This is a genomic window from Desulfosarcina variabilis str. Montpellier, from assembly GCF_048565275.1.
Classification (GTDB): Bacteria; Desulfobacterota; Desulfobacteria; order Desulfobacterales; family Desulfosarcinaceae; genus Desulfosarcina; species Desulfosarcina variabilis.
In genome coordinates this window covers 3,547,921-3,562,244 of record NZ_CP159846.1, presented here as the reverse complement: position 1 = coordinate 3,562,244, position 14,324 = coordinate 3,547,921, and the positions used below count along the sequence as shown (strand labels likewise).

General features: G+C 51.7%; 11 protein-coding genes. 6 read left to right on the top strand and 5 right to left on the bottom strand.

Going from position 1 to position 14,324, the window contains the following annotated elements; all coding sequences use genetic code 11:
- Window positions 1-121 precede the first annotated feature (121 nt).
- Window positions 122-1,993 carry a hypothetical protein gene (locus tag Dvar_RS16095; RefSeq protein WP_419662710.1) on the bottom strand — a complete coding sequence of 624 codons (1,872 nt, stop codon included), beginning with the start codon at window positions 1,991-1,993 and terminating at the stop codon, window positions 122-124.
- A 31-nt stretch (window positions 1,994-2,024) separates the two neighbouring features.
- On the opposite strand from Dvar_RS16095, the gene Dvar_RS16090 reads away from it, so the two are divergent.
- The 6 genes from Dvar_RS16090 to Dvar_RS16065 all read left to right on the top strand — a co-directional run bounded on the left by Dvar_RS16090 (window position 2,025) and on the right by Dvar_RS16065 (window position 9,201).
- On the top strand, window positions 2,025-2,546 hold the full coding sequence (locus Dvar_RS16090) for a hypothetical protein (protein ID WP_419662709.1): 522 nt from the start codon (window positions 2,025-2,027) through the stop codon (window positions 2,544-2,546).
- Window positions 2,547-3,075: 529 nt separating this feature from the next.
- The gene (locus Dvar_RS16085) at window positions 3,076-4,065 is read left to right on the top strand and encodes a glycyl-radical enzyme activating protein (protein WP_419662708.1); all 990 of its coding nucleotides are present in this window, start codon (window positions 3,076-3,078) and stop codon (window positions 4,063-4,065) included.
- Between the two features lie 63 nt (window positions 4,066-4,128).
- A complete protein-coding gene (locus Dvar_RS16080) occupies window positions 4,129-4,302 on the top strand; it encodes a benzylsuccinate synthase gamma subunit family protein (RefSeq protein ID WP_419662707.1) in 174 nt (57 codons plus the stop codon).
- Window positions 4,303-4,324: 22 nt separating this feature from the next.
- A complete protein-coding gene (locus Dvar_RS16075; RefSeq protein ID WP_419662706.1) occupies window positions 4,325-6,919 on the top strand; it encodes a glycyl radical protein in 2,595 nt (864 codons plus the stop codon).
- An 81-nt stretch (window positions 6,920-7,000) separates the two neighbouring features.
- On the top strand, window positions 7,001-7,222 hold the full coding sequence (locus Dvar_RS16070) for a benzylsuccinate synthase beta subunit family protein (protein ID WP_419662705.1): 222 nt from the start codon (window positions 7,001-7,003) through the stop codon (window positions 7,220-7,222).
- A gap of 278 nt (window positions 7,223-7,500) precedes the next feature.
- On the top strand, window positions 7,501-9,201 hold the full coding sequence (locus Dvar_RS16065) for a vWA domain-containing protein (RefSeq protein WP_419662704.1): 1,701 nt from the start codon (window positions 7,501-7,503) through the stop codon (window positions 9,199-9,201).
- A gap of 275 nt (window positions 9,202-9,476) precedes the next feature.
- On the opposite strand, the gene Dvar_RS16060 is transcribed toward Dvar_RS16065, so the two are convergent.
- From Dvar_RS16060 to Dvar_RS16045, 4 genes are all read right to left on the bottom strand, one after another.
- Window positions 9,477-10,436 (bottom strand): GntR family transcriptional regulator, encoded by a 960-nt coding sequence (locus tag Dvar_RS16060; protein ID WP_419662703.1) that lies wholly within the window; start codon window positions 10,434-10,436, stop codon window positions 9,477-9,479.
- 262 nt (window positions 10,437-10,698) lie between these two features.
- Window positions 10,699-12,000, bottom strand: a complete 1,302-nt coding sequence (locus tag Dvar_RS16055; protein ID WP_419662702.1) for a hypothetical protein — start codon at window positions 11,998-12,000, stop codon at window positions 10,699-10,701.
- Complete coding sequence (locus Dvar_RS16050) at window positions 11,997-12,491, bottom strand: hypothetical protein (RefSeq protein WP_419662701.1); 495 nt, start codon at window positions 12,489-12,491, stop codon at window positions 11,997-11,999. The genes Dvar_RS16055 and Dvar_RS16050 overlap by 4 nt, the downstream gene beginning before the upstream one ends.
- The gene (locus Dvar_RS16045) at window positions 12,488-14,305 is read right to left on the bottom strand and encodes a hypothetical protein (protein ID WP_419662700.1); all 1,818 of its coding nucleotides are present in this window, start codon (window positions 14,303-14,305) and stop codon (window positions 12,488-12,490) included. Before Dvar_RS16045 ends, Dvar_RS16050 begins: the two co-directional genes overlap by 4 nt.
- Between the last annotated feature and the right edge of the window lie 19 nt (window positions 14,306-14,324).

Sequence of the window (14,324 nt, the reverse complement as noted above, 5' to 3'; positions counted from 1 at the left end):
TGTTGGTGTCTTGTTGGGTTGGATTGGTTTGGGTGCGTATAGGGTGCAAAAAATATGAAAAAACGCGCAACCTTCGATTTTTAATTATAAATAAATCATAAGGTTACGCGTCCTTTACTAATCAGATCCTCGCTTCGAAAAAGCAGGACGCCAGGAAGCATCCGCCGCCCCCACCGCTGTCACTGTCACTGTCACCGTCAGTCTGCGTGTTTTGTTGATCGTCGTCCGATCCGTCCTGCGATCCGTCCTGCGATCCGTCGTCCGATCCACCAGCGTTCGTGCTTTCAACGGAATATAGGGTTGATTCGGGAATCTCGTCGCTGAAGACGGGAACGCCGACCCCGGTGCTCATCGACAATGCGTGAAGGTCCATCCCGCCGGTGTTGCCCAGCAGTCGGTCCGGAATCGTAATATACACCGTCTCGGTATAGAAATTCATCGTGAACAGGGCGTTGATACCACGGGCTTCGACGCCGGTGCTGCCATCCACGAGGATAGACAGAAAGCTGGGTGTTCCCCCGGTTCCTCCCCCGGCGCCCGCGGCCGTCGATGTACCGTTGGCCGAGACAAACGTTACCGGCGTCCCCCCGGAGGTGCTGCTCAGCTGATAAACCATGGTTTTCTCAACCCCAAGGGTCATGGCGCCTGATGCGTAGGTAGTCTCTTCGCCGGTCGTGCGGTCCTGATCAACGTCAAAATGAATCGAGGTCATCGCCTCCCCCTGGAAAAAATCGAGGTCGGCATAGCGGACAGCCAGCAGGATTCCCTCTTCATAGGGACATGCGGTCATACCCACAAAATCATCATTGTCATTTCCGAGCCCGTAGGAGTCTCCTGCTGGATCGGTTGTTCCGCTTTCGGCCCCCGTGCAGGAGAGAAAGGGAATGATTGTGCCATCGGCCACACTGAGCCCGCCGGTTTCCGGAAAATCATCCCATTGACCAGTTTCGGCGACCATGGCGTTCACGCGGACCACTGCGTTTGCGGAGATTGTGGGCAGTGTGACTGCCGGTATCACGGCTTCCAGCCAGTCCGTTCCCCGTTCGAACCAGCTGTCGGAGGTAAAGCCGCCCACCACCACCCGCGCCACTTCAGCCGGGTCTGCGGGGTCTTGGATCCAGAGCTCAATCTCCTCGGATCCGCCAACCGACTGGGGAAAAAGAGTCGCGTAGAGGTATGCATCGATGCCAAAGGTGGGGAATGTGCCCATCGCATTCTGAAAACCGGTGAGAATGTCACCGTCCGCATCGATGGAGACAAAACCGAGTCCCACCCGATCCATGTCCGCGGGTTGGATGCCATGGTGATAGTGGATCCGGATTCTCACGTAGTCCCCATCGTCTTCCAGATTGATCCCGCGCAGATCCACAGGGGAAGTCGTGTCTCCTTCGGGATCGCTGAGTGCCGAGACCTGGGCAAGATTTCCGTTTTCGGACAGGGTGGAAACCTCACCACTTTCAAATACCACATAACCGCTATCGGGCACACGGTCCCGGCCATCACACGCAAAATCATTGGCAGTAAGCAGCGCCAGGCGCAGGCGTTCGGTCCCGTTGGGAAGCAGTGATATCGGCAAATACACAACGAACTGGTTACCAATGATTTCACCGCCAATGTCCTGAGGCGATCCCTCAGACGGATAGAATGCCGCCGTCCAGATTCCGAATCGCGCCACGGTAAATTGGATGCTGGCTTCGGTTACCTCGCCTGAAGAGCCCCCACCGGTCGTCAGATCCCCATCGGTATCCAATAAAATTGCACCGTTCACGCCAAACGAAATGTCAGCAAAATCGATCCTGAAAACTAAATCGGTCGATTCCTCCCGGACATCCAGATAGAGTATGTCCGTAAATTCCGATTGCCCCAGGCTGTCACCCCAGGCATCGGTGAGCGAAATCGCAGCAAGCGTCGATGCCGGCCCGAAAACAAGGCTAATAAGCAGAACAAGGCCACCCGTGACAATTGAAAGTGCGACATTTTTCTTAGTTGCCATAACCATTTCTCCTTCACATTGGATTTCCAGGGTGAAAAACGAAAAGCATGAAACAATCGGGCTTCAATTGATAATGACGGCAATATTCAGTGCTATTGTCGGAAACAGGGGATTGTTTGCGGCAAAGATGCAGCGGGGATTCGGTGAATTGGTAATTTTTTCAAATGATTTAAATGGGCGCTGGGACAAAAACGATACCAAGGACAGCGCCAATGTGGCTGATCTGATCAGTCAAGGCAAGTGCCTGTTCTATGAAAATCCAGAAGCCGATATGCTGACCCTGCGCAGCCTCCTGGCGGTCCGACGAAAGCTGAAGAAAGAAGAACACCGCATACGGATTCGCATCCGCAACGGTTTGCTGGCCAAATACTTCCCTGAAATGGATCACCACTGGGGATCGTGCATTAGTGAAAATCTGGCTATCGTCCGGTGGTATCTGGACCCACGTCAGATTGCCGCAACCGAGTTCGACGTTTTTGTCTGCCATGTCACGACCACCGATTGGGGGGGCACGTCAGGTGAGTCGCTTAAGAAAGATCTACGATACGGCTGAACATTCCATCGATCTTCCCGTGGCTGTTACTGACCATTCCCGGGTTCGGTGTTTATATTGCGCCCCTGGTACTATCTGCCCTGGCCAATCCAATGCGGTTTAAAAGTCGCAAGCAGGTAATCCGAAAATAAATGTATATCATTCATACATTGGACCACTAATATTTTTTTATTTTTTTTAATTGACAAAAGATACGATATCACATTAAAAAGGATTTTAAAGAATTCGTTTATGCTGCACAGTGATCCAAAGCGGTCTGTTGCCTCTTATTCTAAGTTGCAATTAAAAAATCTCGCTTAAAATTAGCACCTAAAGATCAACTTGAATGCAAGTCACGTTAAATGTTCAAAGGTAAAAATTTTAACTTTAAAGAGTGGTTTAATGAATAGAATTCACTTTATGAAGAAACAATATAGACCCTGGTAATACAAGCGGTTCAACATCAGTGCTCCCAAACTTTTATGCATTTTTTAACAGACCCGTAGTAATGACGAAAACCTGCTGCAATCATTTCGGATATGGGTAACCCATGAAAATACCACTAATCACTGAGATCCAACGGTTTTGCATACAAGATGGACCGGGAATCAGGACGACCATCTTTCTTAAGGGCTGTCCGTTGCATTGTCCCTGGTGTCATAACCCCGAAACACAGAAGCGAACCCGAGAAATTTATTATTACCCCGACCGTTGTACGGGATGCGGTCGCTGTGTGGATGTTTGTCCCCAGGAAGCCTGTTCCATCGTTAGCGGACCGGATGGGAACCCCACCGTTGAGATCGATCGAGATCGATGCATTGCCTGCACAAGTTGCGTCGAGGCTTGCTTGAATGGTGCCAGGGAGGCAGTCGGGCAGTTGATGACCATGGATGAAATTCTGCGCGAATGTTTATCCGATCAACCCTTTTATAAGCGATCCGGTGGCGGTGTGACCTTGAGCGGCGGCGATCCATTGTTATTCCCTGATTTTTGCCTCGAACTGTCCCGCCAGTTGAAATCCCGTGGGACCCATGTGGCCATGGAAACCAGCTGTTTCGCTGATTTTAAGGTCATCCGTCCACTTTTGGAAACCATTGATCTTTTCATTGTCGATATTAAATCCATGGATCCCGCAAAGCACCGACAAGCGGTCGGTTGGCCCCTTGACCCCATCCTTAAGAATATCGATCATCTGATTTCTGGTGATGTCAACGTGAGAATCCATCTGCCCATCATTCCGGACTTCAATGATAGCCCCCATGACTATCAGAAAGTCGTCGATTTCCTCGCCCCCTATGCCGACAAGCTGACAGGGGTCGATGTGCTTCCGTTTCACGCCTATGGGGCTGGCAAATATAACTTTCTTGGCCGCACAGAAACCTATCAATACCGTGATGTGGCGGATAAACCCGCCAAGCAATTGAAACCCCTGGTACGAGCGCTGGTTCAGGCCGGAGTCGCCAGTGTGAGTGTCGGCGGGGTGGTGGGAATGGGAACTGACAAAGGTGAAAAACCCATTCAAAGACAGTTGGTTAACTAACCTTGCGGTAGAAATGGATTAAGTTCATTAAGAACCAATCACAATTATAGAGGAGGATTAATCATGTCAAAATGTGGAGACTGTGCATTTTTTTTCAAAGTGCCGGAAAATGCCGATGACTTTGAACCGGACAAGGGGGATTGTGTGACTGAAAAACGTGATGAGAAAGGGACGTACTGGCTTTCAAAGCCGGTCTTCATCTCGACTGATTCGTGTATGCAATTCCAGAAAAGATAGCCAAAAAAGGAGAGGAAACGAGATGGCGACAATCGCACCGGCAGTAGAATATAAAGGTAAAATCATCGATTTCCCGTTTGACAATCCAGAAGAAGAGAAGATTCCCGATGATGAACTTCATGAACACCTGGCCAAGCCATCGACGGAGCGCACCAAGCGTCTGAAAGCCCGGTGTCGGTGGAAACATGCATCCGCCGGAGAGTTCGTCGAACAAGGGGTTTGTGCGGGAATCGAGCGCATGCGCCTGGTTACCGAGGCCCACAAAGCGTCGCGTGGAAAACCCGAGGTGATTCGGCGGGCCTTGATCCTGGCCAACTGCCTTAACAACAGCACTCTGTGCCTGCAGACCGATGAGAAAATTATCGGCTACCATGCCGAAGACCCCAATTACTTCCCCTTGTATCCCGAGCTGTCCTACATGAACGTCAAAGACTATCTGATGAGTGATTACTCTCCTCAGCCGGCAGCCGAAGCGGAGGCCATCAACGATTACTGGAAACCTTACAGCCTGCAGGCCAAATGCGAACAGTACTTTGATCCCATCGATCTGACACGCATGTATCAGGTCAGTACCATGGAGGCACCGACCTTCGCTCATGGTTACAACAGTATTATTCCGCCTTACGAGACGGTCCTCGAAGACGGTCTGCTCAAGCGTATCGAGATGGCCGAGGAACATATTAAGGAAGCCAAGGCCGAAATGTCCAAAGAACCCTGGGACGGCAGCAAGCAGCTTGGCTGGATTCCCAAAATTGACAACTGGCAGGCAATGGTCATTGCCGACAAGGCAGTGATCAGCTGGGCCCGCCGCCATGCCAGGATGTGCAAGATCGTGGCCGAAAATTTCGAAACGGATCCCCAGCGTAAAAAAGAGTTGCTGGAAATGGCCGAAATCAGCCACCGCGTCCCGGCTGAACCCTGTAAGGGACTCAAGGATGCCTTCCAGGCCAAGTGGTACACCTTCCTCGTCTGCCATGGCATCGAACGTTACGCCAGTGGTTTCGCTCACAAGGAAGACAAGGTGCTCTACCCCTTTTACAAGGCCAGTGTGGTCGATAAGACCTTCCAGCCCATGACCCATGCCGATGCTGTCGAATATGTGGAAATGGAGCGGCTTAAAATATCCGAGCATGGCGCCGGCAAATCCAGAGGGTATCGGGAGATTTTCCCCGGCTCCAACGACCTTTTCATTCTGACCATAGGTGGCACGAACCGGGACGGGTCCGACGGGTGCAACGACATGACCGATGCGATTCTCGAGGCAACCCGCAACATTCGCACCACCGAACCATCCATCGTTTTCCGCTATTCCAAGAAAAACAGGGTCAAAACCCTGCGTAAGGTGTTCAATTGTATCCGCGACGGTCTGGGCTACCCGTCGATCAAGAATGACGACGTCGGCATCGAACAGATGAAATACTACAGCCAGTTCAGCATGAACAACAACGGGGCCACGGACGAGGAGGCCCATGACTGGTGCAATGTGCTCTGCATGTCACCGGGATTGTGCGGGCGGCGCAAATCCCAGAAGACGCGCTCCGAGGGCGGCAGCGCCATCTTCCCGGCCAAAATCCTGGAAATCACCCTCAACAACGGGTACGACTGGGCCTATTCGGCCATGCAGCTGGGGCCGGAAACCGGTAATGCCGAGGATTTCAAAACCTATGATGATTTGCTGGAGGCCTTTCGCAAGCAGTACAGCTACGTGATGAGCCTGGTGGTACGGGCCAAGGACGTGGGCCGGCATATCGAAACCCAGTTCCTGCAGATCCCCTTTGTCTCCAGCATCGACGATGGCTGCATGGAGCTTGGCGAAGAGGCCACGCACTTGTCGGAACAACCCAATGGATGGCACAACCCCATCACGACCATCGTTGCCGCCAACTCCCTGGTGGCCATGAAAAAGCTGATTTATGATGAAAAGAAGTACACCATGAAGCAGCTCATGGAGGCCCTGAGGGCCAACTGGGAAGGCTATGAAGAAATGCGCAAGGATTTCAAAAACGCGCCCAAATGGGGCAACGACGATGACTACGCCGATACCATCATTCAAAAATTCTATGAGGATATCCTCGGCGGTGAAATGGCCAAGGTGACCAACTACTCCGGCGGCCCGGTGCTTCCCGTGGGCCAGGCCGTGGCCCTTTATATGGAAGTGGGCTCCCGTACCGGTCCCACACCAGACGGGCGTTACGGTGGCGAAGCCGCCGATGATGGTGGTATTTCGCCCTATTTCGGTACAGACACGAAAGGCCCCACGGCGGTGTTGAAATCGGTCTCCAAGGTTCAGAAAAACCAGAAGGCCAACCTGCTCAACCAGCGTCTGGCGGTCCCCATGATGCGCAGTGTCCACGGGTTCGATATCTGGCATGCCTACATGGACACCTGGCATGATCTCAACGTCGATCACGTGCAGTTCAACTGCGTGAGTACCGAGGAGATGCGCGCTGCCCAGAAGGAACCGGAAAAACACCGCGACCTGATCGTTCGGGTAGCGGGCTTCAGCGCGCGCTTCGTCGATATCCCCACCTATGGCCAGAATACGATCATTGCCAGGAACGAGCAGCAATTCGGCCCCCAGGATTTCGAATACATGAACCTGGAATTGGGCGCCTGATAAATTTTTATGGGACGAACAGTGAACGTGGGCCGTTCCCCTGGCGGCGTAAGGGAAACGGACGAGACAAGGAGGCGTTAAATGGAAGTTGTTGACAGTCAATTACATCTGGAGGAAGGCACGTTAAAACCCTGCCTGAAATGCAAATGGCAGATCGCGGATCCGACCAACCCGGACCAGGGGCAGTGCACTGTGAACCGGACGGCGATGGGGTCCATCTGGAAACGCTGGATCCGGGATGTTCACAACATGACCTGCTCCAAACATGAGGAAGGCAAGTTGAGTTTCAGAGAGCATGTCTAGTGGACCCAGCCCGGTTGTTGACCATCTGAACCCAAGGTGAGCGATAAGCCTTTAGTAATTAGCGGTTAGTCTTTAGGTATGATCATCTAACAATAAGAAGAACTTAAACAGTTATTTGAAATTGCTCTGCTAATCGCTTAATTTAGGCTCAAGTAAAACATGCAATTCTCCATCCCTGGCCGCTTATGGCGGTCAGAGATGGAGAGTTGCAAGTGGGTTCTATAAACAATCATATATCCATACGATTCATGCACCCATTGAACGCAAGGCAGGCAACCATGAACGTCTATGCTAGTGTGTCAAGGTCTCCCATCGATCGGTTTGAAGTGATAGAAAACGAGGGGTATTCCGCTTTCTGGAGAAGGAACACGTCACCGGTCGAAATCATGGAGTTGGCCAAGTTGCTTACCGGCTTGAGAAAGGTTGCAACATTCATCGGCCGCAATGTGGGCCGTGTTGTCTGGACCGGTATGGAGCATAAAGACGGCATCGCCCTTGATCCATCCCTGGTCATGGGCACCTACCCTGTTCCCTCCCGCAAAACCGATATCATGGTGGGCATTACAGTCCGCAAAGCCTTTGAGAAGACGGAGTGGAGCGAACGCATTAAAGAGTATGCCCAAGCGAAGATCAATCTCTCCCCACCGTATCGATACAAGTATAATCATTTTTTCAATATGTGTGAAAAGGTCTACCTGGACTGCCTTTCCAATATCAGCCCGCTGGGCATGTACACGGAAACCGCCCGGCTGTGGGAAATTTCCGAAAAAGCCAAGGATTTTATACAGCCTCCCACGGTGACCGAATTATTGCACATCTGGTGGGAAATGGCGGCGGATCGCAGTGGCAAACGGTACCGGGAGGCCTATGTGGACAAGACAATGGTCGTGCTCGCCGGCAAGATCGATCTGACGGCATACTATGCCAAGCCCTTGGCCTTGCTCAATTCCATCGTCGAACGCATGATCCAGGCCTGCCCTAAAATCCTGGGGGTGACCGAACGCTGCAGTTACCGCTGGCGCCTTTATGAATCGATCTGGCCGGAGCTTCTGGAGACCATCAAATTCTGGCCGACAGACCGTTCCGATCCATTTCTGGTACAAAAAAACAAGCAGGAGGAAGCAGAGGACGAGGAAGACAAAAAGAAAAAAAAGGCGGCCATCCTCGACCTGGCCGAAAGCGTAGAATCTCGGGTGAGTAAAAAGCAGCCGGATTACACCGCCGAAGTCCGTGCCAATGTAGACAACATGGATGACGTCGTGGAAATCATGGGTAACGATATCGTTATGGAAGCCCCCAACAAGACCGACGAGCAGCTTCTGCTCAAGTTGAAACAAATTGTCAAAGCCAACGCCCAGCGGCGAACGACCTACAACCGGGGCCTGGTTGCAGGCAAAGTCGACCGCCGGCGGCTGTATCGGGCCCAGACCACGGGCAAAGCGTTCTTGATGAAGAAAAACCAATTTGAACTGCTCAACGAAGTGATCGTCGTCGTCGACGCCACCGGTTCAATGGCGGACCCGAATAAATGGGCCCAGGCCCAGACCATTTCCCAGACCCTGTTTACCGCCATCCAATCATTCAATAAAAACGCCCGCATATTCACCTATAACGAGGTCAAAGACAAATGCCGCCTGTCCGAAATCTTTATCGGCAACCGGTTCTACACCGTTTTGCCCCACGGCCGGACCGCATCGGGGGAGGTGCTGATTGCCACGGCCATGAAATTGAATCACAACAATAAAAAATCAACCATTATCCATATCACCGACGGCGCTTCCAACTGGGGCTGCGGCGTGAAAGATGCCATTCGATACTGCGAGCGAAAACGCATCAGCCTCTTGACCCTTGGAATCGCCTGTAGTCCTTCCGCCAAGCAATCCCTTCGGGGAGAGTATGGCCGGCTGGTCCAGTTTATCGAAAAGCTGGATGATCTGCCGCATCTTTTCGGGAACCAATTGCGCTATAGCATGTGGTAATCCCGCCCGGTTGGTGCCGGGCCATTCGAATCCCGCTTAATTAACGAATCAGGACATCTCCAAGCACCGGTAGAGACCGCTGTTTTGCTTTTCGCGTGTTGCCATGCCCCGCCCTAAGGGTTCGCGCAAAAATAAATTCACAGATTGTCAGTGTTCAGGCGCCCGCTCAGCAAGGCGCGAAGACAAAGGAATATCAGGCATATTCCGTGTTTTCGCAACGCCGCTGAGCGGGATGGATGGGCGCTGAAAATGTGAAGTTATTTTTGCGCGAGCCCTTAGTTTGGACTGTGTATGGTGTGATATCGGGTTGTCCCCGTCAGATGCTTCTGGAGCAGCGACTTCAAAAGATCGCCATCTCGCTGGCGAAGCGCCTCTATGATTTCATCGTGCTCATTTTCCGATTGGAGAACTCTTTCTGGGGGCAGAACGTCAAGTCGCAACCTGAATTCCAGCCATTCATAGATGTTCCGGATGTATCGAATCATGAAACGGTTGCGGCCGATCTTGGCCAAGTAAATATGAAAGTCGGCGTTGGCAATTAATTTGGTTCGATCGAATATCGGGCTTTGATGGGCGCGATAGCGTTTCTGAAGTTTTTCCATGTGGGACAAATCGGTCTGTTTCAGATGCCGCATCACAAAATCAACATTTGAAACCTCAAGACAGGTGCGTGCCTCCATCACCTCGTAGATCTCATCCGGTTGGCTCTCCTTTACATAACATCCCACATTTTTTTTAATATAAACATAGCCTTCGCTTTCTAGTTTTGAAAGCGCGTTGATGATGGGCGTTTTGCTGACACCAAACTCTTTTTCAAGATCGCTGTAAATCAATTTTTGGCCTGGCGCCACTTTCAGGGTACGAATCATCTCCTTGATATTTTGATAAATAACGGAATTCAACGATGTCGGTGCAAAAAGTTCATCCGCCGATAGGGCCGTAAGATCCGCATCGTCAGTTTCTGCGCCGGCAACCCCGTTCTGGGCTTGCCCATCGTGGGGAAGCCGATTCAAATCTTTACGGGCGACATAGTAGCCCCGATTTTTGATGTAATTGACAAACCCTTTTTGTTCGAGACGCGACAATGCACTGATGATGGGGGTTTTACTGACACCGAGCATTTTTTCCAGATTGGCGTAAATCAAACGTTGCCCAGCCGTGTATTTGCCCGACAAGATTAATCCCTCGATGCTCTGATAAGCATAATCGGTTGATGAAATATGATGTGACTTCATATCGTTAATTACCACCATTGTCGTCCTTTGCTCAGACGTACCAAGCATATATGCCGCTAAAGGAATCCTTCAGGCAATGCGTCTATTTGAAATCCTATCTGAAAAGTCGTTGCGCCTTTGCTGAAAAACGAGTTGATGATCGGCAAAGACTAATTTTCTAAAAAAAATATGTTTTTTCACAAAGAACGTCAAGCGGTGATAAAATTATTGAGCTCAATCGCTCCGCCAAGGAGGCTAGGTAAGATTTTCTTTTTTTTACAGACTATGAGTGGGAATGGCAGGCATTGATACAACTGGCTTGCATGGATTTCAGCCAACACGCTTTTTCGGATGGCGTCAACGAGCTGTGCTTATCAAAAGGTTCCGGCACCAGTGCTAACCCGTTTTTCAGTCTCACTGGCCCACCGACAAAACTGAGCTTGCCATGGCGAAAAGGACGATAGCTGAGCCCGTTGACCACCTCGCCCCGTAGCAGTTTTTCAAGCATGACGACCAATCCTCTGGCCGGGGCTCGCACAGCGGAGGTTCCTTGGGAATCGACGATCTCCATCCCCCGTCCAATGGTGCGCTTAATGATCTTCTGGACGCTTTGGGCAGACAATATCCCTTCTGCCAGACACCGTTCGAGGGGCAAGGTCACACCACTGTCAAACGTCACGTCACTGCTTTGCAACGGAATCATGTTGTCGTTGTGTTCACCAATGACCTGAGCGCGAACATCAAGGACACAATGGCCCTCCGCCTCAAGCGCCTGCCGGATGAAATGCCGGAACCTGGCCGAATCCAATTCCCCTCCGAATCCTAAAATTTTTTCCGGCGGTACCCCTTTTTCAAGCACCACTTGCATCAAGCGGTGCCCGATGGGATTGGTAACGAAAATATGCAATGCACCTGGGCATGCCCGATGGGTATAATCCACCACATCCTTCAACACGGATTGGTTGTGCGCCAGAAGTTCCTGTCGGGTGGGCGGTGGGGCGATCGGTTTCAATGTGTCCGGGTTTAAAGGAACCGGTTTGCGCCCCTGGCCGACGGTATGGATGAAAACATCCACCGGTTCGTGGACGGCCGGCGTATCCTCAAGATCTTCGTAGGTCCTGATCTCAATGGCAGCCTTACAAATGTTTAGACGATCAAGTTGCCATCGGTCGGTCAAGTCCATTACATTCCCAGCGGCGGGTCCGCGGCCGCTGATCCGAACCAGTCCAATGACTTTCTTCACGAATACGGATTGGGCTGCATGCAGCAGGGTTTCTTTGCCGATGCCGCCGTTCGCACCGGTGACGCCGACAACAATTTTGGGCAGCAACAGGGCCTGGGCCTTGTTACAAAGCCTCTCAAGCCGTCCTATAATCCGTTCATGACATTCACGGAAGGTCTCGACACGATGCGTCCGGGCAAGCAGCACTGTTATGTCTTCGGCCAGATCGTTTGCAAGTGACGTTTTATTCTTGCGCAAGGCAACAACAGTGTCTTGTGCACGCTGATGCCAGTCGGTATCACCGAGAATGAAACGCGGGCCAGACAGTCCATGACGCTTTGCCGATTTGTAGATCAATTTCATCCAGATTTATTTCGCAGAAGATAGAGGATGATATATTTCAAGGCGTCGTGAACCTCGGGAACGGCCATGGAGACTTTTTTCAAAAAAAAGGTGACGCCATTGCCATAAGCGGTGTCCAACACCTTTCGATCCGGTTTGATGGTATAGGAAATCACCGGCAGGTCTGGAAAGGATTGGCGGATCTCCCTCAGGGCGTCCATACTGATTTCATCGCCTCGCTTCCGGTCACCATACTTTTTCAAGGCCTGCTCAGGCCAATAATAATCCATGAGGATTACATCGGGCTTCTCTTCTTCCACGATGCGCTTCCAGGATTCGATTTCGCCGCTTTTCACCAGGCTGAAGTTCACCCCCAGACGATCGTTGGAATCGGTCAGTGCGTTCTCCAGTGAATTGACCCAGTTATCATCCCATACCAGGTCGGTCTCCTTGTGTTCCTTGCGAAACAGGTTGCTGAAGATGTCGTCGAAGTACAGAATTTTTACTTTCATGGTTTATCTCCTTTCGGGTTGGATACAAAAAATGGAAAAGCGAGGTAAAGCCGATACGGGGTTTTGTATTTCCGGACATGCCCTCCCAGATCTTTCATGATTCCTTTTATTTGCGGCTGCCCGCGTCCGGAAACGAGCGGGTAAGGCCACCCGTTGTCCTGGACAGTGATGGCGATTTGATCTTTTCTTTTGCGCAGGGTAATCGTTATCCGGCCGATGACATCGGGCTCCTGGTCCTGCCGGGTCTGGATGGCCCGCCGGCTGTTGGCAAACAGATTTTCGAAAATAGTCTCCAACTGCTCATAGCTGGCCCGGGTCAGGTGAGTGGCGGGCAGGTCGGCCTGGGTGTCGATATGGATCTCCAATTCGGGATAATGGGCCATCTTCTGGCCGAAGAAGGCCCGCAGCCAGGTTGGCAGGTGGATACTCTTGGGCCTGAACTTGAGGATGTCGACCTGCTCGTGCAGTTCGGTCAAAAGCGCTTCCAGTCCAGAGAGGGATTGTGTCACAGCATTATCCATGAGCGCGGCCGGATAATTCTTGGCCAATGCGGCCTTCAAGGCACCGAAGCAGTAAAATCCCGGGTTGTGGATACGCAGGCTGATTTCGGAAAGGTGACGTGCCGCCCGTTCGTTCAGCAGAAAGGATTTGAGCAGGGCATTGTATAGGGAGAGAAACGGGTTCATGTGCAGGTAGTTCCAGAACTGCGGCCGGTGAGAAGCGAGGATGACCGCACCCAGGTCCTGGTTGAGCATATGCAGCGGGTAAATGACATAGGAGCGGATATTGTCGATACAGTCCAGGAGAAACCGCTGCTCCTTTTTTCTAATGCCGATATAGTTTTGCACCCGCTCGCGAAAGCGATCCATACGGCGATCTTCGGCCTGACCTTCAAAAGGATAGGAAATGTCTGTGCGGTCCAACAAAATACTGTCCGATGATGGAATGAACTCGGGAAAGTAGACCTCCTTCACCTCGGACCCGTTCCATGCGACCAGGATCATGTCAGCCGGACCGGACCGGTCTCCACTGCGAAAGAAAGCAATGCCGAGATCGGCCGAGGAGAGCGAACGGTATGCGGCCACCGCGTCAGCATAGTCCACCCTGGCATTGGACGCGATCAGACGGGCCAGGACGTTGAGTTTCTGATGGGCGATGCGAATGGCGGTGCGGTTTTTGATATCCAGAATGTAATCCATGATCAATGAGCCATAACGATTGATGAATTCCTCCACCGGCCCTTTCTCGATCTGGCTGAACGCTGGTTTGCCGCGGTAGCGGCTCAATTCGATGGTGCAAAACACGTCACTGCCCCGCTTGATGGGCATGATCATCATGCTGGCCACGGGTTTTTTAATGGCCTCCACATATTGGGGATCCATGGATGGATAAAGGCCCAAAAACGGGTTATGAAGGCCAGGGGATGGGGTGGCCCAAATATCCTTTGTAACCACAGGCTCGCCCGTCTCCATCACCATGCCAGTGAACCCCTTGGTGGGATCCAGAAGATGCAGGTTCATGTCTTTTCTCAACCAGGGCTTGCCATCCTTGACGATGCACACTTTTTCGACCCGGCCGCCTTTAGGCAAGAGGTTGATCTGGCCAATGTCGGCGTTGATACCGGTCATCAACAGATTCAACACTTCGTAAGCGATCCGGTCGACGGCATTCTCTCCCTCGTCAAGCGCCAGCATCGGTATCCGGCGAAATAGATTTTCCGCGTTGATAGAAGGATGACCCGGTTCTGCTGAAACCGTCCGGTCAACGTCATCCACAGGGGATGCATTTGTCGAAGGAAATGGTTGGTGGGCCATAACGCTCCTTTCCCATTGA

Coding starts and splice junctions, on each gene's coding strand:
- Dvar_RS16060 (WP_419662703.1), bottom strand. CDS start 10,436: ATGAAGTCACATCATATTTCATCAACCGATTATGCTTATCAGAGCATC.
- Dvar_RS16065 (WP_419662704.1), top strand. CDS start 7,501: ATGAACGTCTATGCTAGTGTGTCAAGGTCTCCCATCGATCGGTTTGAA.
- Dvar_RS16045 (WP_419662700.1), bottom strand. CDS start 14,305: ATGGCCCACCAACCATTTCCTTCGACAAATGCATCCCCTGTGGATGAC.
- Dvar_RS16080 (WP_419662707.1), top strand. CDS start 4,129: ATGTCAAAATGTGGAGACTGTGCATTTTTTTTCAAAGTGCCGGAAAAT.
- Dvar_RS16075 (WP_419662706.1), top strand. CDS start 4,325: ATGGCGACAATCGCACCGGCAGTAGAATATAAAGGTAAAATCATCGAT.
- Dvar_RS16085 (WP_419662708.1), top strand. CDS start 3,076: ATGAAAATACCACTAATCACTGAGATCCAACGGTTTTGCATACAAGAT.
- Dvar_RS16055 (WP_419662702.1), bottom strand. CDS start 12,000: ATGAAATTGATCTACAAATCGGCAAAGCGTCATGGACTGTCTGGCCCG.
- Dvar_RS16070 (WP_419662705.1), top strand. CDS start 7,001: ATGGAAGTTGTTGACAGTCAATTACATCTGGAGGAAGGCACGTTAAAA.
- Dvar_RS16095 (WP_419662710.1), bottom strand. CDS start 1,993: ATGGCAACTAAGAAAAATGTCGCACTTTCAATTGTCACGGGTGGCCTT.
- Dvar_RS16050 (WP_419662701.1), bottom strand. CDS start 12,491: ATGAAAGTAAAAATTCTGTACTTCGACGACATCTTCAGCAACCTGTTT.